Here is a 21,719-nt window from a genome sequence, read left to right as displayed (position 1 = left end):
TGTGGCCGTTGCGCAGCAGGCGGCCGGTCAGCTCGGAGGGCAGGGTGCCCTCGACGGTGAGTTCGGTGGCGGTGATCTCGTCGGCGACGGGGGTGTAGTGGCCGGTCAGGTACGGCTTCTTCTCAGCGGTCATGGTGAGGATCTCTTCTCCGAGTGAATGTGGTGTGGTGTCAGGCGAGTCGTTCGGCACGGGCCTTGAGGCATCCGAGCCAGTTCTCCAGGGAGGCGTGGAGGGCCTTGCCGAGGTCGTCGACGGCTGCCTCGACCGGAGCGCCGCTCCAGGACTCCTCGGTGTGGACGACGACGCGGCCTTCGCTCTGCTCGAACGTCCATACGTGGATGCCGTCGATGCCGCCGGCAGGGCCGCCCCACACGATGCGTTCGCCGGGGACCAGTTCGCGTACGGTGGACGTGATCTCCAGGCCGTGGGTCCGCCAGCTGAAGGAGTTGCCGGGCATCAGCGGCCCGTCGAGTTCGGCCTGTTCGACGTCCGTGTTCCAGGTGGGCCAGGCCGCGATGTCGGTGTGCAGCTCCCAGACCGTCGCGATCGGGGCGTCGATCTCGGTGCTCAGACGGACGACGACGGGGGCGTTCTCGTCGATGGTGATCATGGGTGCTTTCTCTTCTTTCTCTCGGGCCGGGGATTCGTCAGATGTCGGAGGTCTGCGGCTGGGAAGCCGGGCGGCCGTTGGCGGTCGAGGTCGGTCGGTGTCCGGCCCCGCGGGTGAGGAGCAGCGCGACGATCGCGCTGACCGCGAGGATCGCGGCGGAGGCGCCGAAGGCTGCGCGGTAGCCGGCGGCGACGGCTTCGAGGTGGGGCCGGCGGGCGGACGCGTGGGCGGTGACGGAGCCGGCCAGGGTGGCCAGAGCGGCAAGGCCGATCACACCGCCGACCTGGCGGGTGGTGTTGACCAGCCCGCCGGCCAGCCCGGCGTCCTGCGTGGGAACGCCCTCGACGGACAGGGCGGTCATCTGGACGAAGCCGATGCTCAGGCCCAGGCCGATGAGGCTCATGGGGCCGAGGAGATCGGTGAGGTAGCTGCCGTGGGCGCTGATCCGGGACAGCCACAGCATTCCGCCGGCCTCGGTGAACAGTGCCGCGGTCACGGTCGCCCCGGCGCCGATCCGCCGGGAGATCCGCGGTGCCAGCGTGGCGCCGAGCATGTTGGTCATGGCGAAGGGAAGTTGACCCAGACCTGTGGCCAGGGCAGACATTCCCAGGACCTGCTGCTGGTAGAGCGACAGGAAGACGAACAGGGCGATCCATACGGACCCCATCAGCGCCATCAGCAGGTTGCCCGTGGCGACCCGTCCGGTGGTGAACAGGCGGGGCGGTATCAGCGCGTTCGGCCGGCGACGCTCGATCACGACGAAGGCCGCGAGCAGCACGACGGCGCCGACGAGGGAGCCCAGCACACGGGTGTCGGTCCAGCCTGCGTCGCGTGCGGTGGTCAGCCCCCAGACCAGGCAGGTCAGGGCAAGGCTGACGGTGGCGGTGCCCAGCAGGTCGAACCGCCCGGACTTCCGGCCGGCCGTCCGTGGCACGAGGCGCGCCACGGCGGCCAGCACCAGTACGGTCCCGAGGGCGACGGAGTAGAAGATCCAGGACCAGCCCCACGCCTGTGTGAGGACACCCCCCAGCAGGACGCCGGCCGCCCCTCCCGCGCCGGAGACCGCGCCCCACACCCCCAGCGCCCTGCCCCGTCCGGCGCCGGAGGGGAACAGTTCCATGGCCAGGGCAAGCGCGGCCGGGGCGATGGCGGCGGCGCCGAGACCCTGGACGGCTCGGGCGGTGATCAGCACGCTGGAGGAGGCGGCGAGCCCTGCCGCCAGCGAGGAACCGGCGAACAGGGCGAGACCGGCGATCAGCGTCCGGCGGCGGCCGAGCAGGTCGGCAGCCCGCCCTCCCGCCAGCAGCAGCGCCCCGAACGCCAGGCTGTAGGCGTTGACCACCCAGGTGGTGCCGCTGTCCGACAGGCCCACCCCGGAGCGGATGTGCGGCAGCGCCACGTTCACGATCGACGTGGCGACCATGATGATGAACTGGCCCGCGGCGAGCGCCGCGAGCACGGCACCCGGTCGAGGGGCGGCCGACGCCGGGCCTGTCTGTGCGCGTCTGAGGTACATGCCGCACAGAGTCGTGTGGGCCACTGTCCACTTTCCAGGCTGGACAGAGGCCGGGACCTGTCCATTCCTGTCCGCACTCGCCCGCCAGGAGCCGCCGAGTACAGCCCAACGCCGTTGTCAGGACCTCTTCGGCAGTGCTTTCCGGATCATGTCGGCTCCCCGAGGCATGGCCTCGGGGAGCCGAGGCATGGCACGCGCTCCCCGATCTTCTCGTCCTCGCCTCGGTCGGCCTTCATTGACAGCAAGCTGACAGTGCTGCCCCAGGCACGTCTCAAGAGCCGCTGGTTGAGTGCACGAGTCAGGACTCACCGTCATTCGCGGAGTTGTTTCATGAAGCGTGCACGTCTCGTCCCCGCCGTCGTCCTGCTGGCGCTGTCCCCCCTGCTGCTGAGCGCATGCGGCTCCGGTGACTCCTCGTCCTCGAAGACCTCGGACTCCTCCGGCTCATCGAGTTCCTCGAAGTCCCCGGGCTCCTCGGGCAAGGGTGCCTCCGGACAGCAGGCGTGCCGACCGCCGTCCGGCGCCCCCTCCGGCATGCCGTCCGGCGTCCCGTCGGGCATGCCGAGCGGAGCTCCGTCGGGCATGCCTTCCCCGCCTGCCGGCGCGCCTTCGGGCATGCCGCCCGGTGCCCCCACCGGCAAGCCGAGTGGCGCTCCCTCAGGCATGCCGGGCGGCGGTTGCGGCATGCCGGGCCAGGGGCAGGGCCGGCAGGGCTGACCTGACTCCCGTGCAGCAGGAGGCCGGCGTCGGAGGCCGAGGACATGGCGTACGAACCGGTGCGCAGTTCCTCCAGCAGGCTTGGCCCGGTCGGCTTTCAGCCGAGGGTCTGCTTCGCGCGGGTGGGGTCCATCAGTGAGGAGCGGGTGGCCAGTGCGGTGACTTACAGCCGGCCCCCAGCGGATGGGCGCGCGCACATGATCCCGGCCGGTGTGCTCCGGACGGGCCCGACGCAGGCGCAGGCGGCGGCGGGTCCGCCGACGTCCACGCGGGGCAGTGGGCCGGGTGTGTTCATCCCATCCCCTGCAGCCCCTTGACCAGCGCGGTCAGACCGCCGGTCAGGGCCAGGGCGAGGATGAGCCGCCGTATCCACTGCTCCGGGATCCTCGATGCGAACACTCTGCCGATGAGGGCGCCCGCCACCATCCCGGCCAGGGCCGCCCCCCAGGCCGTCCCGCTCAGCCGCGGCGCACCGTTGGCGGCCACCGAGAAGACGTTCACCATGATTCCGTAGAACTGTGCATTGGGCACGAACTCGCGGACGGTCCACCCCGCATTCACCGCGTACAGCGAATACGGAGGCCCGCCGACACCGGCAGCGGAATTCATGAATCCGCCTACGGCGCCCGCAGCCACGGCGCCCCTCGTCCCGGTCAGCGCGGATATGCGTACGCCTCCCATGACGATGGCCACGGCCACCGTCACCAGAATTCCGACACCGGCCAGCAGTACGGGTTCTGGAAGCCGGGCGGCCACCCATGAGCCCGCGGGCACCGTGCACGCGGCGGCGATGACCAGGGGGGCCATGGCGCCGATTCGTACCCGCCGCCACCCTGTCGCGAGTCCGGCAATGCTGATGGCTCCGGCCGCGCAATTCGCGAGCACCACGCCCTGGGCGGGACCGATTACCAGAACGAGCGCGGGAACCGCGATGAGCGCGAAACCCATACCGGTGAGCCACTGCACCGAGGCGCCCACCAGGACTATGCCGCCCAGCAGCAGTTCCGCCGACCCCGCATTCGTCACAACAGGCTCCCCCGTCAGCCGAGATGATCTACGTCTTCCTTGCCGCCCGTGCGCACGCCGCCGGCCGCTCGTCGGAGCCTCACGCGACGCCGTGATACGCCCCACCGTCCACCGGCACCATCACCCCGGTCACATACGACGCGGCCGGCGAGAGCAGGAACGCCGCCGTGCGCCCGAACTCGTCCGGGTCGCCGTAGCGGCCGAGCGGGATGGTGGCGGTGTTGCGGGCGCGGGAGGCATCGGGGTCGCCGGAGGCCGCGTCGAGTTCGGTCATGCGGTCGGTGGCGATACGGCCCGGGAGCAGGCCCACCACCCGCACCCCGCGCGGGCCGACCTCGTTGGAGAGGGACTTGGCGAACCCGGCGAGTCCCGGACGCAGCCCGTTGGAGATGGTCAGGCCGGGGATCGGCTCGTGCACCGAACCGGAGAGGACGAAGCCGATCACGCCGCCCTCGCCCAGCTCGGCAGCCGCGGTGCGGGCCAGCCGGACCGCGCCGAGGAAGACGGAGTCGAAGGCGGCCCGCCACTGCTCGTCGGTGGTGGAGGCGGCCGTACCGGGCGGCGGGCCACCCACGCTGATCAGGACGCCGTCGAGGCGGCCGAACCGCTCCCGGGCGGCGGCCACCAGGCGGGCGGCGGCCGACGGGTCGGCGTTGTCGGCGGCCACCCCTGCCGCGTTCGGGCCCAGCTCGGCGGTGGCCTTCGCGACGGACTCCTCCGAACGGCCGCTGACCACCACCTTCGCCTCGTCGGCGACGAGAGCGCGCGCGGTGGCCAGGCCGAGCCCGCGCGTGCCTCCGGTGATGACGTACACCCGGTCCTTCAGTCGCAGATCCATGGCCGTCAGTCTGCCGCACAGTCAGGGCGGTGAGTGCCCGCGGGGCGGGCACTCGGTGGGGGCGGACGCTGACCGTCCATCCGCTGCCCGACGATGTCACGCTCACGCCCGCCGCGCTGGGCGCCGTCCCCGTCAGGCCGTGTGCTGATAGGCCGGATAGGTGAGGTAGCCGGCGTCGCCGCCCTGGTAGTACGTGGCCTCGTCGACGGGAGCGATCGGCAGGCCGATGCGCAGACGTTCGACGAGGTCGGGGTTGGCCAGGAAGCCGCGGCCGAAGCTGATCAGATCGGCGCCCAGGCCCAGCCAGTGGTCGGCCTCGTCGCGGCCGGTCTGCTTGGGGCCCATCGGGAGGACGGGATTGACCACCAGGGTCCCGGGCCAGACGCGGCGCAGACCCGTGAGCACCTCCTCGTCCGTGGTCGCTTCCACATGGACGTAAGCGAGTCCGAGGCGGGACAGCTCCGTCAGCAGGGCGGTGTTGAGGGCGAGTGCGTCGCTCTCCTCGACGCCCCAGAAGCCACCGCCCGGGGAGAGGCGGATGCCCGTCCTGGCCGCCCCGACCGCGTCCGCGGTCGCCTCCACGGCCTCCACGGCGAACCGGATCCGGCCCGCGATCGTGCCGCCGTAGCCGTCCGTGCGCAAGTTGGCGTTGGAGGACAGGAACTGGGAGATCAAGTAGCCGTTGGCGCCGTGGAGTTCGACTCCGTCGAAGCCCGCGTCGATCGCGCGGCGGGCCGCCGCGCCGTACGCCTGGACGTGCTCGGGCACCTCGGCGGTGTCCAGCGCGCGGGGTACCGGCGCGGGCTGCGGGCCGGTCGGGGTGAAGACGTCGCCCACTGCGGCGATCGCCGAGGGGCCGACGGGCTGGTGGCCGGTCGTGTCGGGGTGCGAGACCCGGCCGCCGTGCATGATCTGGGCGAAGATCCGTCCGCCGCTGCTGTGCACGGCGTCCGTCACGGCGCGCCATGAGGCGGCCTGCTCCTCGGTGTGCAGTCCGGGCGTGCCCGGGTTGGACTGCCCGACGAGGCTGGGCTGCACGCCCTCGGACACGATCAGTCCGGCCGTCGCGCGCTGTGCGTAGTACGTCGCCATGGACGGTGTGGCAAGGCCGCCGGCGGCGGCCCTGACACGGGTCATCGGGGCCATCACCATCCGGTTGGGCAGGGTCAGGTCGCCGAGTCGGTAGCTGCTGAACAACGTCGTCACGTCGGGCTCCTTGGTGGATCGAGTGCCTGAATGCCGGGCACGGCGCTACGCTAAAACCTGACACTGATGTCAGAGGCAAGCGGTGTGGCGTGGTTCACCGAAGGAGGCAGTGGTGCGGATCGGCGAGCTTGCGGCGCGTACCGACGTCAGCGTCCGGTCGCTGCGCTACTACGAGGAGCAGGGGCTGCTGACCAGCAGCCGTAGCGCCAGTGGGCAGCGGCATTACACGGATGCCGAGGTGGAGCGGGTGCGGTTCCTCCAGCGCCTGTACACAGCGGGTCTGTCCAGTCGCACGATTTCCGAGCTTCTGCCGTGCGTCGACACGCCCAGCGAGGGCAACTCCGACGCGGCTCTTGAGCGGATGGCGCAGGAGCGCGACCGGCTCTCCGAGTACATCGACGAACTCGTGCGGACCCGGGACGCGTTGGACGGCCTGATGGTCACGGCCCGGGCCCACCGCGAGGGCCTGCGCACCCCGGCGGACACGAGCCCAAGGCGCTGAACACGCACGGTGGTTCCCCACAGGAGGCGCGACATACGCGCCCGCCGGACCGCGTGGATCACGCTCTGTCGCGCCCCTCACGGTCACGGTTGGTGACCGTGCGCGCGGCCCCCGGCGTTCCGGCGTCGCGTGCGGGGTGAACCGGGCGGTGCGCTGCCTCGGTCGTATGGCCCGTCATGTCGGTCATTACGGGCATCTCACGTGGTGGGTCTTACGAGCCCCGGGGATCCGCCCGCGAGGCACGTCTCGCGTGGGCCGCGGTCGCGATGTCGTGGATCCACGGCTCGTCGGGATGTCCGGCGGCGGCCTCTTCCAGGCGGTCCCACAGGGACGACCGCGTCCAGGCGATGAACCGGCGGTGTGCTGTGGCCGCCGAGACGGCGAACCAGGGCGGTAACTGCCGCCAGGTGCAGCCGGAGGCGAGGACGTAGACGACCGCGGTGAAGGTCCGCCGTTCGTTCAGCGGTGCCGTACCCCCGCCCTGCCGGCGTCCCGTGAAACCGGGCAGCAGTGGTTCGACCACGCTCCACATCTCGTCCGGTACCAGCCGTCGAGCCAGCTCGTATTCCATGGCCCCCTCATTCCGCGCCCGGTTTCCCCATTCCGTGCGCCAGCTCTAATGCCTCAGCGGCATAACCACATGAGACGGAGATTCATGCGGTCCCGCCCGAAGCTGCGTTCGACGCGCTGACTATGGCCTGCCCAAGTGGGGTTGTCCACCATCCGCGGAGGCCATGACTGAACGTTCAATTCCCCTTGTCTATAGGGTGCGAGGAGTGCTCGACGGTGCGATGCGGTGCCCTTGTCGGGGCCGTTGACATGCCTGTCCGCAGGATGTAAATCTGTCGAGCGTCGATTTGGAGGGCGGGAATCGCGATGCCGTGACAAGGCTGTTCCGAAGATGCCTTCCGGACGATCAGAAGGCGTGTTGCCGGTTCATTATCGCGGTCTTTCAAGTTGTACACGAGCGAAATTCTCGTACGGAAACGTCTGTGTTATTCAGGCGTCATTTCTCGTCTTCTCCCATGAGCACCCGAGTTTTTCGGGTACGCCGTCCGGAACCCCGGCGGCGGTGTGCACCACTTCGCAGAGAAGGAGATCCCCATGAAGAAGATCGCCGTGCGCAAGGCCGGGACCGTCCGCCTTACCTCCGCCGCCGCGTCCGCGTACTGCTGCGGCGCCAACGCCTGATCCCAGGCTGGTGCGCGCCGGGCCCCTCGGTCCGGCGCGCACCGTATACCGGTCGCCAACCAGTGAGGTGAGGCAGTGACGACACCGCCGTCCCGGAATCTCGACGAACCCGTACGGCTGCATCCGCTCACGTATCTGGAGGAGGGCGAAGAAGTCACCGTCGGCCGCGCCGACATCGACTCCTACGGCCTTTTCCCGCCAGACGGCGCCGAGCTGCTGCGCCGTCTGGAGTCCGGCGTATCGCCGAACGCCGCGGCACACTGGTACACCGAGCAGTACGGCGAGCAGGTGGACATCGGTGAGTTCCTCGAAGTCCTGGAAGAGCTGGACCTGTTGGCCAAGGACGGCGAGGAGGTGGCAGCGCCCGCGGGCCCGGTGCGCTGGCAGCGGCTAGGCGCCGCCGTCTACTCGCCCGTGGCCTGGGGGCTCTACGGCCTGATCGTGCTCGCCGCCGTCGCCGCCATGGTCCGCCGCCCCGAACTGGCCCCGCAGTACCAGAACCTGTTCTTCACCCACCGGTCGCTGGTGCTGCTCACCCTCGGCATCGTCCTCGGCCAGGTGCCGTGGATCCTGCTGCACGAGAGCGCCCACGCCCTCGCGGGCCGCCGGCTCGGCCTCAACTCCACGCTGTCGATCAGCCGCCGCTTCTACTATGTGGTCTTCGTGACCGCCCTCGACGGACTGGTCGCGGTACCCCGCCGCAAGCGCTATCTGCCGATGCTCGCCGGGATGATCTGCGATGTCCTGGTCATCAGCGGTCTGACCCTCGTCGCCGCAGCCCTGCGCGGCTCGACCGGTGCACCGGGCGTGGTGTACCGGCTGCTGCTGTCGATGGCCTTCGCGGTCGTACTCCGGCTGGTGTGGCAGTTCTACTTCTTCCTGCGCACCGACCTGTACTACCTCGCCATCACCGTACTCGGCTGCAACGACCTGCAGACCACGGCCCGCCAGATGCTGCGCAACCGGCTGATGCGCCTGCTGCGCAGGCCCGAGCGCCTCGTGGACGAGAGCACCTGGCACGAACGTGACCGCGAGGTCGCGCGCTGGTACTCGTGGCTGATGGCGGCCGGTTATGTCTTCCTCACGGTGACCCTGCTGACGGCCGCGATACCCACCGGCGTGCGCCTGACCGAGCTGGCCGTCCACAAGCTGGGCACGGACCTCTCCCCGCTCAACCTCGCCGACGTGCTGACGTTCCTCGTCCTCAACTTCTGGGAGCCGGTCTTCGCCGGCTACCTGGCGTACCGCGCCTGGCGGCGCCGCACCCGCACCTCCGCCCCGACCGCAAAGGAAACCGCACATGCAGCAGGCTGACTCCGCCGCCCCCGGCCACCGCAGGCTCCACGGCGGGACCCGCCACGACCGGGCCGCCACCCTGGACGCCTGCTCCCTGCCGCCCCGGCTCCTGCCCCCGGTCGACGCGCACCGCAGACTGCGGGGGCCCTACACCGCGGCAGGCACCGTCGTACGGGCCCTGGTCCCCGGCGTCCTGGCGCGCGATCCGGAGCTGGTACGCCGCCACGACATCGAACTCCTCTCAGCGGCACCGGAGCTGGCGGACATCATGCCCAACTCGCGTGCGACGCTGACCTCCATGGCGCTGCCCGCCGAGCGCACCCGCTACTACGCCCGACTGCGTACCCGTCGTATATCCAACGGCCTGGTGGAGTTCGTCCGAGACGCGCTGCCCGTCCTCGGCCATGACGGACCCTGGTGCCTGGTGGTGGAGAACGCCGAGCACGCCGAGGTCACCGACGAGGAGTTCCTCGCCACGCTGGTGCGCCGCGTCGACCCGGGCACACTGACCGTCGTCCTGTGCGGCGCGAACGCCCCGGACCCCGACGGTGTGCTGACCGCCGTGCTCGACAGTCACACCACCGCGGTACCCGTGCGGGAGGGCGACGCCGCGCCGACGGCCGGTCCGGGAGAACCCGCCTGGCTCTGGGTCGCCGCGGACGGCCTGCTCGACGGCCCCGGCGGCGAGGCCGCGCGCGCCGCCTACGAGGCTTCGCCCGCCGCCGACCGCCGCGCCCTCCACGACCGGCGGGCCGCGCAGATACGCGAGAGGGAAGAGTTCACGCTCACCCTCGGCGCGCTCCCGTACCACCTGGAGCGTGGCAGCGACCCGGAGACCGAGGCCGTGGCCGCGCTGTGGGCCGCCTCGGACCACTGCCTCGTCAACGGCTTCTACACGGCGGTCGTCGACTACGGCCACCGGGGCCTGGCCCTGGTGGACGGCCGGGCGGCCACCGGGCCCTGGTGGAGGTTCGCCGTACAGCTCGGCCTCGCCCTGTCCATCCTCGGCCGGACCAAGGAGGCCGAGGCGGTCTACGACGAAGCACGACTGCTGTCCACCGACCCGGTGGTGCACATGGCCTGCGCCTACTCCACCGCCATGCTCTACACCCGCCACAACGACCCCGCCGACCGCGACGAGAAGAAGGCCAAGGCGCTCCTCAACGGCGCCATCGCCACAGCCTCCCTGCTTCCGGGCCGGGTGGAGCAGGCGTTCCAGAGCGCCTTCTACAAGAACGGCCGCGCCCTCGTGGAGGTCAACCTCGGCGATCCCCAGGAGGCACTGCGACTGGTCACCGAGTGCATCGACGACCTCGACCTCAAGCTCACACCCGACGAACACCGTCTGCACCGTTCCGTGCTCAAGAACAACCGCGCCCGCGTGTACTCGGGTCTGGGCAGGCTCGACGACGCGCTGGCCGACTACGCGGTCGTCATCGAGCAGGACCCCAACCACGCGGAGCACTACCTCGAACGCGGCAACCTGCTGCGCCGGCAGGGTCGCACCGAGGAGGCACTGGCCGACTACGCCCGGGCCATACGCCTGTCACCGCCCTTCCCGGAGATCTACTACAACCGCGGCGACCTGCGGCTGAGCGAGGGCGATGTGGAGGGGGCGCTCGCCGACTTCAGCTATGTCATCGAGCAGGACCCGGAGTTCGTCGACGCGTACATCAACCGCGCCGGCATCCACCTCGAATCGGGCAACCCGGCCGAGGCGCTCGCCGACGCCCGGACCGGTCTGCGGCTCGAGCCCGGAAACGCGCATCTCCACGCGGCCGTCGGACAGGCGCTCGCCGAGGACGGTGAACTCGGCGAAGCGGAAGCCGCCTACGACCGCGCGGTGGCCGCCGACCCGGACCTGGTGAGCGCCCTGTCCGGCCGGGCAGGCGTCCGCTACGACGCGGGGCGCCCGCAGGACGCCCTCGAGGACCTGTGCCGCGCGGTCGAACTCGCCCCGAAGGATGCCGCACTGCGCTACAACCGTGCCTTCCTGTACGGGGAGACCGGCCGACGGCCGGAGGCCCTCGCCGATCTGGAACTGGCAGCGGTGCTCGACCCGGAGGACTCGGAGATCACCGCCGCGCTCACCGCACTGCGCGACCGCCCGCACGCCCCGTGACGCACCGGACCCGCATAGGCCTCCCCGCCCGGCAGCGGCACCGCCCAGGTCACCATCACCACCGCGGGCGGCACGAGCAACCCCAAACCGTTCTTCTACTACCCGAACGGCTTCATCGACTCCATCACCCCCGGCGCCGGGCCGGTGGCAGGCCGGAACACCATCACTCTGCAAGGCCAGGAGCTCAGTACGGCAACGCAGGTGCTCTTCGGCACGGCCCGGGCGATCCCCGCCGTGGTGTCCGACAACCAGCTGACCGTCACCGTGCCGCCCGCCACCCGTACGGGGGTGGTTTCCGTGGCGTCCGGCCGGCGTCACCGTCACCACACTCGCCGGAACGGCCACCCTGCAGGGCGGCTACACCTACACCTGAGGGGTCCCGCGCACCTGAAGGCACTGCGCCGATCAGGGTGAGAGTAGACTCTGCGGCTTGGTGATGATTCGGACACGGGGTCCGAGGTGTTTTTTGGGGGTTCTGCAGTGGCTGTCGGACGAGTGATCCGCTACGACGGTGCCAGGGGTTATGGGTTCATCTCGCCCGACGAGGGCGGTGAGGATGTGTTTCTCCACGCGAACGACATGGTGATCCCCGAGGCGTACATCCGCACGGGCACGCTCGTCGAGTTCGAGGTCGTGGAGGGCGAGCGGGGGCCGAAGGCGTCGTCCGTCCGGCTGGCCGGGACCGCCGTCGGCGCCACCATGGTGTCTTCGGGAGCGACGGCGGGTCTGCCCCGGCAGTCCGCCCATGACGACGAACTGTGCGACGTGCTGCGGCCCGAGGAGTTCACCACGGATGTGACGGAGCTCCTCCTTGCGGCCGTGCCCACGCTGACGGGCGCTCAGATCGTCCAGGTCCGGGGCGAGTTGCTGCAGTTCGCCAAGAAGCGAGGATGGGTCGAGGGCTGACACCGGGCGCCCGCCGGCTCGCGGTCCCGTCGGACGGAGCCGGGCGGGCGCGGGTGACGGACGAGTGACAGGCGGGCGGCGTCGGGTGTCGCCGCCCGTCCGCGCGTTCCGTGCCCGTGCGGTACGGGAACCGTGCGGCCTACATGTTGATCATGTGCCCGGCCAGGCCGTGGATGGCCTCCTTGACCGCCTCGCCGAGCGTGGGGTGCGCGTGGACGTTGCGGGCGACCTCGTGGACGGTCAGGTCCCACTGCTGGGCGAGCGTCAGCTCCGGCAGGAGCTCGGTGACCTCGGGGCCGATGAGGTGGGCGCCGAGCAGCTCGCCGTGGGTGCCATCGCTGATGATCTTCACAAAGCCGACGGGGTGTCCCAGGCCATGGGCCTTGCCGTTGGCGGTGAAGGGGAACTTCACCACCTGTACGTCGAAGCCCCGCTCGCGCGCCTGAGCCTCCGTCCAGCCGAAGCTGGCCACCTGCGGCTGGCAGTAGGTGGCCCGCGGGATCATGGTGTAGTCCAGCTCCATGGTCTCCGCGCCGGCGATTGTCTCGGCGGCCACGACGCCCATGGACTCGGCGGCGTGCGCCAGCATCAGCTTGGCGGTGACATCCCCGATCGCGAAGATGTGCGGCACGTTGGTGCGGCAGCGTCCGTCGACGTCGATGGCGCCGCGCTCGGTGAGGCGGACCGAGGTGTTCTCCAGGCCGTAGCCCTGGACGTTCGGGGCGAAGCCGATGGCCTGGAGCACCTTGTCGGTCTCCAGGGTGCGGCGTTCGCCGCCCTTGTTGACGGTGACGCGGACCCGCGGGCCCGAATCGTCGATGGCCTCCACGGCGGTGCCCGTGAGAACCTCGATGCCCAGCTTGCGGTAGTGCTTCGCGAGTTCCCTGGAGATCTCCTCGTCCTCCAGCGGGACCATGCGGTCCAGGAACTCGACGATGGTCACCTCGACGCCGTAGCTGCGCAGCACATAGGCGAACTCCACACCGATCGCGCCGGCGCCCGCGATGACGATGCTGCCCGGCAGCGCCTCGCTGAGGATCTGGCTCTCGTAGGTGACCACGCGGTCCGACAGGGCGGTGCCCGGCAGAAGCCGGGGGGTGGCGCCGGCCGCGATGATGCAGTGCCCGAAGGTCACCGCCTCGGTGCGGCCGTCCGGGTAGGTCACCGTCAGGCTGTGGTCGTCGGTGAAGGTGCCACGCCCCTCGAACTGGGTGATGGCGTTCTTCTTCATCAGATAGTGGACGCCCTTGACCCGGCCGTCGGCGACCTTGCGGCTGCGCTGGTAGGCGACCCCGTAGTCCGCGGAGACGTCATCGCCCACGCTGATCCCGTACGCCTTGGCCTCGTTGGTGACGAACTGCACCAACTCCGCGTTGCGCAGGAGCGCCTTGGAGGGGATACAGCCCACATTGAGGCACACACCGCCCCAGTACCGCTCCTCGACGACCGCGGTGGACAGACCGAGTTGCGCGCTGCGGACCGCCGCCGTGTAGCCGCCGGGGCCCGCTCCCAGAACAAGGACATCGAAATGTTGGCTCACAAAGGACTGATCCTCGCCTGACCCGGGCCCCGTGCGCAACCGTCATCGAACGGACGTGAACGCGCGCGCAACACCTTCGGGGTAACCTCGGCGGGCACGTGGTGGCGGTGCACGGCTGAGGGATCCCGGCCGCTCCACGGGCCGCTCGGCGCGGGGTAGCGTGACGCCCGGCAGGCCGAAACAGCGACAGCCCGGGGCGAACAGTGACCTTGACGACCGACGACAACGCGTGGGCCCCGCGCTCTGAGGACGATATCCGGACCATTCCCCCACGGTCGTGGGCGGCTGCCGCGCGGTCCGGCCCGCACCTGGGCCTGTGGATGTCCGGGGCGGGCGTCGCCCTGTTCGCGCTGGTCGGCGCGTGCGCCCCCAACAACAACACGCTCAAGGCGTCGACGGGCTGGCTTCATCTGCCTCACTTGCCCGGCGTCCTCTCCGTGACGGCCACCCTGACGGCCATAGCGCTCGCGTGTCTGGGCACGCTCCGTCTGCTCTCGGCACACCAGGAGGGCTGGAGCCCCGACCCCCGGCGGATCTTCGGCGCGGGTGCCGTCGCGACGATCGTCATCGCCAATCTCACCCCGGTCGGATCCTCCGACACCGCCAGTTACGCCGCCTACGGCCGGATCGCCGCACTCGGCGGCGATCCCTATCTGACGAGCCCCGCTCACCTGGGTGGCACCTACGCAGACCTGGTGGGCGCCGCGTGGCGGGACGCGCCATCGGTGTACGGGCCGGTCGCGACGTGGTGGCAGGCGGCCGCGGCGTACGTCGGCGCCGACCGGCCGTGGCTGACCATCTGGGTCCTGATGCTCGCCAACGCGGCCGTGTTCCTGGGCACCGGGTACCTGCTGATACGCACCGCCGACGATCCCCTACGGGCCGCGCTGCTGTGGAGCGCCAACCCGCTGCTGATCGGCCTGATGGTCGCCGGCGGACATCTGGACACCCTCGTCGCGTGTCTGGCGGTCTGCGCGGCCCGCATCGCCACCCGCACCACCGGACGGACCGTACGGACCGTCTGGCACCACGATCTGCTGGCCGGGGCACTGGTCGGCCTCGCCTGCGGCGTCAAGATCAGTGCCGCTCTGCTCGGCGCCGGACTGGCCTGGCCGCTGCTGCGCTCCGGCGCCTGGCTGCGCGCCGCCCTGCAGGCGGCCGCGGCGGCGCTGACCCTGGTGCTCCTCTACGGCTTCTACGGCACGCACGCGCTCGCCCCGCTCTCCGCGGCCTCCCACCAGGTCTCCAGGCCCTCCGCATGGGCGGTGTTCGAGCGGTACGCCACCGCGCTGCTCGGGCACGGCGCCGCCTCGGCGCTCATCGGCCTGCTGTGGCCCCTTCTGATGCTCGCGCTCGCTTCGGTGCTGCGCCGCCGTGTCCCGGCCGACACCCCGGCCGCCGGTGCCGTGCCGTTCGCGCTCGCCTTCGCTTGGATCCTGACGGCGCCGTGGTCGATGCCCTGGTACGCGGCCTTCGCCTGGGCACTGGCGGCCATGTTCCAGCAGGGGCGCCGCCTCACCCAGGGCCTCGTCGTGACCACCGCGGTCATGGCCCTGTTCCACAGCGGCGGCGGCCACGGCTGGATGGCGTGACCGCGCTCCTGTGACCGGTGGCAGGCCCGGGATGAGCCGCGCAGGTCAGAGGCCTGTTACCGGAGATGACAACGGTCACCGATGCAGCCTTTGCCGATCGGCTCATCCATGGGTTTCACTGCGGTCGAGGCATCCGTCACGAGGGGGAGGGCGAAACCCGCATGAGCACCCACAGCCACGACCACGGGCATGAGCACGGCCCAGCCGGGCACGCCGGCCACTCACACGGGGTGACGGCCGACGCGGACCGCCGCTGGCTGGCGTGCGCGCTCGCCCTGATCACCGTGTTCATGGCGGCCGAGGTGACCGCCGGTGTCATCGCGCAGTCGCTGGCCCTCATCTCGGACGCAGCGCACATGCTGACCGACGCTGCCTCGATCGTGCTCGCCCTCGTCGCGATGCGCCTCGCGGCCCGTCCCGCCCGCGGCGGCTTCACCTACGGCCTCAAACGCGCGGAGATCCTCTCCGCCCAGGCCAACGGCCTCACCCTGCTCCTGCTGGGCGCCTGGCTGGCGTTCGAGGCCGTGCGACGGCTGATCAGCCCGCCCGCGGTCGAGGGTGGGCTGATGCTGGCCACGGCGCTGGTCGGCATCGTCGTCAACGTGGCAGCCGCCTGGTGCATCTCCCGGGCCAACCGCACATCGCTGAACGTCGAGGGCGCCTACCAGCACATCCTCAACGACCTGTTCGCCTTCATCGGCACCGCGATCGCCGCGCTCGTCGTCGTCATGACGGGCTTCGCGCGCGCCGACGCCATCGCGACGCTCGTCGTGGTCGCCTTGATGTTCAAGGCCGGATCCGGGCTCGTCCGCGACTCCGGCCGGATCTTCCTCGAAGCCGCCCCGGCCGGCCTCGACCCCGACACCATCGGGGACGAACTCGCCGCACAGCAGTCCGTCGTGGAGATCCACGATCTGCATGTGTGGACCATCACCTCCGGGCAGCCCGCGCTCTCCGCCCATGTACTGGTCGAGCCGGGCGGCGACTGCCACGCGGTGCGCCGAGGGCTTCAGCGGCTGCTGCGCGAGGCGCACGGCATCAGCCACGCCACGCTCCAGGTCGACCATCTCGGCGAGGACCTGGGCGCCGACGGACTGCTTCGCATCAGCGCGCCCCCGGCGGAGCAGGCCGAGCACTGCGACGAAGCTCATGGCCCCGTCCACCGGCCCGGACCGCACGAGCACTGATACCGCGCGTCTCAGCCCGTTCCCCCGGCGCTCCACCGGATCGCCGGGGGAACGACACGCGCGCACAGCGGCTCGCCACGTGCACCGGTCAGCCCGAGCCGCCCGACCAGCAGGCCGCCGCGCACGGCGTCGTCGAGCACCTCGGCGGGTACCGCGCCGAGCATGAGCTTGGCGCGCCGGAACATCGTGAAGGCGCGGGACTCGTCGACCGTGCCCCATGACAGGTAGATGAACCGTTCGCCGGGGCGTCCCTGGACGTACGGCCCCTTCACATCGGTGCCGTCGGGCGAGGTCACGGCGGTGCAGGGGACGGTCCAGGTGGCCGAGGCGGCGTCACCGGGCTGCGGGTCGAGAAGTTCGTCCGGACGGCCGCGGCGCGGTACGGCGACATGGATGCCGGTGTACTCCCGGATGCCGCCGTCGGCGGTGACACCGGGGGAGCAGGTCCGGCCCGGCAGATCCACGGCGTCGATGCGGATGCGCATGCCCCCATCATCGGGGACACCGCGGCCGGAGTGCGGGGGATTCACGCGTTGCTCCACCGGCGGGTGGAGCCCGGTTCACGTCCGGTCGTCGAAGCCGTTCTTCGCGAGAAACGCGTCGATCCTGGCCCGGTGGGCCCTCTCCCACAGGTCGAGGGTTTCCTCCGCCTCCTTGGCGAGCTGCTTCCGGGCGGCGGCGAGGGTCTCCTCGGCGCGCGCGGCGGGCACCGCGACCACGCCCTCCTCGTCGGCCACCACGATGTCACCGGCGCTCACGTCCACGCCGCCGCACCGCACCGTCACATTGAGCGGCGCCACGGCGTTCTTGGCGCCGGGGATGGGGACGACGCCCCGGGCGAAGACGGGGAAACCCAGCTCCCGGACCTCCGCGAGGTCGCGGATGAGCGCGTCGGCCACGAACGCGACGACGCCCCGGCGCTGGGCGACGGCGCACACGTTCAGGGCGCGGTGCCAGACCTCGCGAGCCGGGCCTGATCCGGTCTGATCCGGCCGAAGGACCTCAGGGCAGGTCGGGCCGCAGGCCCTCGCGGAGGAGGTCGCGCAGTGTCTGTTCCTGCTCGGGGCTGAGTCCGAAGACGAAGTGCTGGAGCGTGGCGATCGGGTCGGGGCCGCGGTCGAGGGCCTCGTGCATGGCCTCGGCGGTCAGCTCGGCCGCGTTCTTCGCCGGCCGGTACGCACCGCGCCGGCCCTCCGTGTCGCGCAGGACAAGCCCCTTGTCGTAGAGGCGTTTGAGGATGGTGTGCACGGTGTTGTAGGCGAGACCGCCGCTGATCTCGGCCTGGATCTCGGCCGGAGTGAGCGACCGCGGAGTGGCCCACAGCGTCGCCAGAACCTCGCTCTCCAGTTCACCGGCGCTGCGCCGTTCCGCCCTGCCCTGGGCGCCTGTGCCAGCCATGCCCGCAACCTTACAGCGCGTAGGGGGCGGGGCCGCGGGGGGTGAGACGGGCCGGACGGCGCCTCGGGCTCGGCCCGTTCACCCGGTCGGCGCAACCGGGCTCGCGGGTTTCCGGGTGACCGCCGGTCACGGCCTGCATGGCCGGGACGCTCGCGTTAACTTGTCCCTGTTTTTCCGTTTCACGGCTTCATCGTTTCACCGGTTTCGCAGGGGACGAGGGAGGGGCATGGCCTACAGCTCGAACACCACCCTCGCCGGGGGCCACCGGCTCGACGGTCTGTCGGTGGCCGGTACCTCGTGGCGTGACCCTGGCCAGGGCCTGACGGTTCTCGTCGCCTGCGCCTTCACTGTCGCCCAACTGCTCCTCGTAGGGCCGCACATGGGCCTCGGCTGGGACGAGACGGTGTACGTCAGCCAGGTCAGCGCCCACGCCCCCGCGTCCTACTTCAGCGCGCCGCGTGCCCGGGGCATCTCCCTGCTGGTCGCCCCCATCGCCTCCTGGTCCTCCTCCACCGCGCTGCTCAGGGGCTATCTCGCGGCACTGTCCGGCGTGGCGCTGTTCCTCGCCCTGCGCGCCTGGCGCGGGCTCTTTCCCGCCCGGTGCGTCGCCCTCGGCGGCACGCTCTTCGCGGGGCTGTGGGTCACCCTGTTCTACGGCCCTCAGGTCATGCCCAACTACTGGGTCGCGGTCGGCGCCCTCGCCTGCACCGGCTGCTTCCTGCGCGTCCACGAGGACGGCGCGGACCGGCGGGCCCTCGCGGGCGTCGCCGTGAGCGCGGCGCTGATGACGGGGATGCGGCCCACCGACGCCGTCTGGGCCACGGCACCGCTGCTCTTCCTGCTGCTCTTCGTGCGCGGCTGGCGCCGGCTGTCGCTGCTGGCGGCGCTCGTCGGCGGGCTGCTGGCCGGAGCCGCCGAGTGGATCGCCGAGGCGTTCCACAGCTACGGGGGACTCCTGCGGCGACTGTCCGACGGCTCCAAGATCCAGGGCGGCCTGGGCTGGCACTTCGCCATCGGCGACCAGCTGCGCAGCCTCGCCGGACGCACCCTGTGCCGCCCCTGCACCGGCCCTCTGCCCAACCCGGCGATCACCGTCTGGTGGTTCGTGCTTCCCCTGCTCACCCTGCTGGCGGTGGCCGTCGCCCTCCAGGCCCGCCGCCCGGCACGCCCGAGCGACACCCTGGTGCCGCTGGCCTGCGCGGCGACGGCGGCGTTCCCGTACCTGTTCATGATCGGGTACGCGGCTCCCCGCTTCCTGCTGCCCGCCTACGCCCTGCTCGCGATCCCCGTCGCCTCGGCACTGCTCCATCTGGTCACGGGACCGTACGGCCGGTGGCGGCCCGTCGCCGCGGCGGTCGCGGCCGCCGGCCTCGCGGGCCATCTGGCCGTGCAGTTCGCGGTGCTCCACGCCACCGCCGAGCGGACCGCCGCCGACCATCGCGCCTGGTCCCGCACTGCCACCGAACTCCGCCGGCTCGGGGTGCGGCCACCTTGTCTGCTGGCCGGCAACGAGGCCGTGCCGATCGCCTTCTACGCCGGCTGCTCCTCGGCCGCGACCAGCGGCAGCAATGCCAACAGCACCCCGGCCGCCATCACGCGGACAGCACGGCTCATCCCCGTCGCCTACCTGGACACCCCCACGGGCCGCCCGCCGTCGTACGCGCGCGGCTGGCGTACCCACCCCTTCGGGGACGTCCGCATCCGAGTCGCTCCCGCAGGGGCCGGGAAAGGGCACGGATGACCCCTCCGGCCACCAAGGAGGCGGAGGCGCGGTCGGCACGGGGCGTGGCGGCGGGTCCGGCTCCCGGGCGGGTGGCCGCGCGCAGACGGATCCCCTGGCACGTGGTGGTCGGCCTCGCCGTGCTCGTGTGCGCGGGGCTGCTCGCCCGGCAGCACTGGCCGGTCATCGCGACCGGTGCCGCCCGGCTCGAGCAGGCGGACCCGGGCTGGCTGCTGCTCGGCGCGATGGCCGCCACATCCACCTGGGCCGTCTCGGCGGTCGCCCAGCAGGGAGCGGTGCCCGAGCCGCTGCCCTCAGGACGGCTGGTGGCCGCGCAGTTCGCCGCGTCCGCCGCCAACCATCTGCTGCCCGCGGGCGCCGGCGCCGGTGCCGTCAACCTTCGCTTCCTGACCCGCTGCGGACTGACGGTGCCCCGCTCGGCGACCGCCCTCGCGGTCAAGGCCACCGCCGGGGCCCTGTCCCGCGGCGCGCTGATCGCGCTGCTCGCGCTGGGCGGTCCGGGACTGCTGCGCCTGCCGCCCGGCTCCGCGCTCGCGGTGGCGGCGGCGCTCCTGGTGACCGGGGCCTTGGCCGTCCCGCTGTGCCGACCGCTGCGGCGCGCGGTGCGGACGGTCCTGGCCGACGTACGGGCCGTGCACAGGCTCCCCGGCCGTGCGGTGGCACTGTGGGGCGGATCCCTCGCCTTCGCCCTGCTGCACTCCCTGGTGGTGATCGCGGTCACCCGGTCGCTGGGCCTGCCGCTGCCGCCGGGGCGGGTGGCCCTGGCGTACCTCGTGGCGAGCAGCGCGGCCGTCCTGCTGCCCACGCCCGGCGGCATCGGCTCCCTGGACGCCGCCCTCGCCCTCGCGCTCGTACTCGCCGGCGCTCCCACCGCGGCGGCTGCGTCCGTGGTGCTCGGCTACCGGCTGCTGACGGTGTGGCTGCCGCTCGTCCCCGGTCTGGTGACGCTGGGCCTGCTGGTGCGGCGAAAGGCACTGTGAGGCCCGCCCGGCAGGGCTATGCGGGGGTGCCCACCCGTTCCGCGGGGCTCGAGCGACCGGTTTCGGACCCGGGCGCCGAGAGCAGGGGACGCAGCCGCGTGGCCTCCAGCCGCCGGCCCAGGGCGTTCGGGCCACGGCTCAGCGGGATCATCGCGACGGACGCGACAAGGGCACCGACGACGAACCCCGCCACCACATCGTGCGGGTAGTGGGCGCCCACCCAGACCCGGGCGGCCGCCATCGCACCGGCCGCCGCCAGCCCGACGTATCCGATCCGTCGCGAGACGAAGAACAGGGCGACCGCGGCCGCCGCGGCTATCGCCGCGTGGTTACTGGGGAACGACCAGTCGCCAGGGGCCGGGCACGCCTCCAGCGTGACGACGTGCAGGCTCTGGCACGGGCGGTCCTCACGGACCAGCAGCTTCAGCCCGCAGTTCACCGCGTACGCGAGCACGACCAGCGGCGGGACCGCCAGGGCGACCAGTGCGGGCCCGGATCCCCTGCGGCGCGCCCGCCACCAGCCGATCGTCATCAGCACCGCGAACAGCCCGAGGCCGTACGACGACCAGGCGGAGATCAAGGAGTCCAGCCAGGCGGGGGACCGGTGGGCCAGGCCCACCACGTCCGTGTAGGCCCAGCCGTCGACACGTGCGCCGTCGAAGGAGAGCGTCATCCGCGGACACCGTCCTTCGCGGCCCTGCGCGAGCGCAGCAGCTCCAGCGCGAACGGGATCAGTGAGATCGCGACGATCAGCGCGATGATCGGCAGCAGGTACTTGTCGACGTTCGGCACCGAGGAGCCCAGCGCGTATCCGCCGAGGGTGATGCCGAGGCTCCACACGAGGCCGCCGGCCACCTGCCAGACGGTGAAGGTCCGCACGGGCACGCTCAGCGCGCCGGCCATCGGGTTGAGCACCGTGCGCACGACGGGGACGAAGCGGGCGAGCACGATCGCCTTCGCGTGTCCGTATCGCTCCAGCAGCTCCTCGGCGCGCCGCGCGCCTTCCTTGAGCCGGGCCGAGCGGCTGCGGGCGAGCAGCGTGCCGCCCGCCTTGCGCCCGATCAGATAGCCGCACTGCGCCCCGGCCAGCGCGCCCACCGCCGCGCAGATCAGCAGCGGGAGCAGCGACAGCTTCACCCCCTGCTGGCCCGAGCCCGAGCACAGCAGGCCCGCGGTGAAGAGCAGGGTGTCCCCGGGCAGGAAGAAGCCGATGAGCAGGCCCGTCTCGGCGAACATCACGACGCCCACGCCCAGCACGCCGAAGGCGGCGAGCAGGGACTGGGCGTCCAGGACGTTCACCGCGAGCTGTGCTCCCAGTGACATGGATGTGGCCATCGGCGCGAGCCCTTC

The 21,719-nt window shown here is 71.6% G+C and carries 21 protein-coding genes and 1 pseudogene; 10 read left to right on the top strand and 12 right to left on the bottom strand.

Annotated elements, in window-relative coordinates; translation table 11 throughout:
* Nucleotides 1-170 precede the first annotated feature (170 nt).
* Nucleotides 171-611: an SRPBCC family protein gene (locus tag ABZ845_RS26250; protein ID WP_360983857.1), complete on the bottom strand. Its 441-nt coding sequence runs from the start codon at nt 609-611 to the stop codon at nt 171-173.
* Nucleotides 612-648: 37 nt separating this feature from the next.
* Nucleotides 649-2,127, bottom strand: a complete 1,479-nt coding sequence (locus ABZ845_RS26245; RefSeq protein WP_360983854.1) for an MFS transporter — start codon at nt 2,125-2,127, stop codon at nt 649-651.
* A gap of 330 nt (nt 2,128-2,457) precedes the next feature.
* On the opposite strand from ABZ845_RS26245, the gene ABZ845_RS26240 reads away from it, so the two are divergent.
* Nucleotides 2,458-2,844: a hypothetical protein gene (locus ABZ845_RS26240; RefSeq protein ID WP_360983848.1), complete on the top strand. Its 387-nt coding sequence runs from the start codon at nt 2,458-2,460 to the stop codon at nt 2,842-2,844.
* 291 nt (nt 2,845-3,135) lie between these two features.
* Here ABZ845_RS26240 and ABZ845_RS26235 read toward each other — a convergent pair whose 3' ends face one another.
* From ABZ845_RS26235 to ABZ845_RS26225, 3 genes are all read right to left on the bottom strand, one after another.
* Nucleotides 3,136-3,870 (bottom strand): sulfite exporter TauE/SafE family protein, encoded by a 735-nt coding sequence (locus tag ABZ845_RS26235; RefSeq protein WP_360983845.1) that lies wholly within the window; start codon nt 3,868-3,870, stop codon nt 3,136-3,138.
* 79 nt (nt 3,871-3,949) lie between these two features.
* Entirely contained in the window at nt 3,950-4,708 is a 759-nt protein-coding gene (locus ABZ845_RS26230) for an SDR family oxidoreductase (RefSeq protein ID WP_360983842.1), read from the bottom strand.
* Nucleotides 4,709-4,840: 132 nt separating this feature from the next.
* Nucleotides 4,841-5,914: an alkene reductase gene (locus tag ABZ845_RS26225; RefSeq protein WP_360983839.1), complete on the bottom strand. Its 1,074-nt coding sequence runs from the start codon at nt 5,912-5,914 to the stop codon at nt 4,841-4,843.
* 112 nt (nt 5,915-6,026) lie between these two features.
* On the opposite strand from ABZ845_RS26225, the gene ABZ845_RS26220 reads away from it, so the two are divergent.
* The gene (locus ABZ845_RS26220; RefSeq protein WP_360983837.1) at nt 6,027-6,416 is read left to right on the top strand and encodes a MerR family transcriptional regulator; all 390 of its coding nucleotides are present in this window, start codon (nt 6,027-6,029) and stop codon (nt 6,414-6,416) included.
* A gap of 211 nt (nt 6,417-6,627) precedes the next feature.
* On the opposite strand, the gene ABZ845_RS26215 is transcribed toward ABZ845_RS26220, so the two are convergent.
* Nucleotides 6,628-6,987, bottom strand: a complete 360-nt coding sequence (locus tag ABZ845_RS26215; protein ID WP_360983834.1) for a transposase — start codon at nt 6,985-6,987, stop codon at nt 6,628-6,630.
* Between the two features lie 695 nt (nt 6,988-7,682).
* Between ABZ845_RS26215 and ABZ845_RS26210 the strand changes: the two genes are divergently transcribed.
* From ABZ845_RS26210 to ABZ845_RS26195, 4 genes are all read left to right on the top strand, one after another.
* On the top strand, nt 7,683-8,921 hold the full coding sequence (locus ABZ845_RS26210) for a hypothetical protein (RefSeq protein WP_360983831.1): 1,239 nt from the start codon (nt 7,683-7,685) through the stop codon (nt 8,919-8,921).
* Nucleotides 8,908-11,025, top strand: coding sequence for a tetratricopeptide repeat protein (locus ABZ845_RS26205; protein ID WP_360983828.1), 2,118 nt, complete (start codon nt 8,908-8,910; stop codon nt 11,023-11,025). Before ABZ845_RS26210 ends, ABZ845_RS26205 begins: the two co-directional genes overlap by 14 nt.
* Nucleotides 11,026-11,079: 54 nt before the next feature.
* A complete protein-coding gene (locus tag ABZ845_RS26200; RefSeq protein ID WP_360983872.1) occupies nt 11,080-11,439 on the top strand; it encodes an IPT/TIG domain-containing protein in 360 nt (119 codons plus the stop codon).
* A gap of 66 nt (nt 11,440-11,505) precedes the next feature.
* Nucleotides 11,506-11,931 carry a cold shock domain-containing protein gene (locus ABZ845_RS26195; RefSeq protein ID WP_360983825.1) on the top strand — a complete coding sequence of 142 codons (426 nt, stop codon included), beginning with the start codon at nt 11,506-11,508 and terminating at the stop codon, nt 11,929-11,931.
* A 139-nt stretch (nt 11,932-12,070) separates the two neighbouring features.
* Here ABZ845_RS26195 and lpdA read toward each other — a convergent pair whose 3' ends face one another.
* Nucleotides 12,071-13,471: a dihydrolipoyl dehydrogenase gene (gene lpdA, locus ABZ845_RS26190; protein WP_360983823.1), complete on the bottom strand. Its 1,401-nt coding sequence runs from the start codon at nt 13,469-13,471 to the stop codon at nt 12,071-12,073.
* 209 nt (nt 13,472-13,680) lie between these two features.
* Here lpdA and ABZ845_RS26185 point away from each other — a divergent pair, with 209 nt between their 5' ends.
* Nucleotides 13,681-15,063 (top strand): hypothetical protein, encoded by a 1,383-nt coding sequence (locus ABZ845_RS26185; RefSeq protein ID WP_360983820.1) that lies wholly within the window; start codon nt 13,681-13,683, stop codon nt 15,061-15,063.
* A gap of 161 nt (nt 15,064-15,224) precedes the next feature.
* A complete protein-coding gene (locus ABZ845_RS26180) occupies nt 15,225-16,250 on the top strand; it encodes a cation diffusion facilitator family transporter (protein WP_360983817.1) in 1,026 nt (341 codons plus the stop codon).
* 11 nt (nt 16,251-16,261) lie between these two features.
* Here the strand turns inward: ABZ845_RS26180 and ABZ845_RS26175 are convergent, their stop codons facing one another.
* The 3 genes and pseudogenes from ABZ845_RS26175 to ABZ845_RS26165 form a co-directional block, all read right to left on the bottom strand.
* A complete protein-coding gene (locus ABZ845_RS26175; protein ID WP_360983814.1) occupies nt 16,262-16,735 on the bottom strand; it encodes a DUF5990 family protein in 474 nt (157 codons plus the stop codon).
* A gap of 75 nt (nt 16,736-16,810) precedes the next feature.
* Nucleotides 16,811-17,191, bottom strand: a pseudogene (locus ABZ845_RS26170) (RraA family protein); the annotation flags it as partial.
* A gap of 61 nt (nt 17,192-17,252) precedes the next feature.
* Nucleotides 17,253-17,648: a BlaI/MecI/CopY family transcriptional regulator gene (locus ABZ845_RS26165; RefSeq protein ID WP_360983811.1), complete on the bottom strand. Its 396-nt coding sequence runs from the start codon at nt 17,646-17,648 to the stop codon at nt 17,253-17,255.
* A gap of 226 nt (nt 17,649-17,874) precedes the next feature.
* Between ABZ845_RS26165 and ABZ845_RS26160 the strand changes: the two genes are divergently transcribed.
* Nucleotides 17,875-19,389: a hypothetical protein gene (locus ABZ845_RS26160; RefSeq protein WP_360983808.1), complete on the top strand. Its 1,515-nt coding sequence runs from the start codon at nt 17,875-17,877 to the stop codon at nt 19,387-19,389.
* Nucleotides 19,386-20,369 carry a lysylphosphatidylglycerol synthase transmembrane domain-containing protein gene (locus ABZ845_RS26155; protein ID WP_360983805.1) on the top strand — a complete coding sequence of 328 codons (984 nt, stop codon included), beginning with the start codon at nt 19,386-19,388 and terminating at the stop codon, nt 20,367-20,369. Before ABZ845_RS26160 ends, ABZ845_RS26155 begins: the two co-directional genes overlap by 4 nt.
* A gap of 16 nt (nt 20,370-20,385) precedes the next feature.
* On the opposite strand, the gene ABZ845_RS26150 is transcribed toward ABZ845_RS26155, so the two are convergent.
* Nucleotides 20,386-21,042: a phosphatase PAP2 family protein gene (locus ABZ845_RS26150; protein ID WP_360983802.1), complete on the bottom strand. Its 657-nt coding sequence runs from the start codon at nt 21,040-21,042 to the stop codon at nt 20,386-20,388.
* On the bottom strand, nt 21,039-21,704 hold the full coding sequence (locus ABZ845_RS26145; RefSeq protein WP_360983799.1) for a DedA family protein: 666 nt from the start codon (nt 21,702-21,704) through the stop codon (nt 21,039-21,041). The genes ABZ845_RS26150 and ABZ845_RS26145 overlap by 4 nt, the downstream gene beginning before the upstream one ends.
* Between the last annotated feature and the right edge of the window lie 15 nt (nt 21,705-21,719).

The organism is Streptomyces sp. NPDC047022 (assembly GCF_040644155.1).
In the GTDB taxonomy this organism is placed as follows: Bacteria; Actinomycetota; Actinomycetes; order Streptomycetales; family Streptomycetaceae; genus Streptomyces.
This window is presented reverse-complemented; position numbering and strand designations above follow the sequence as displayed.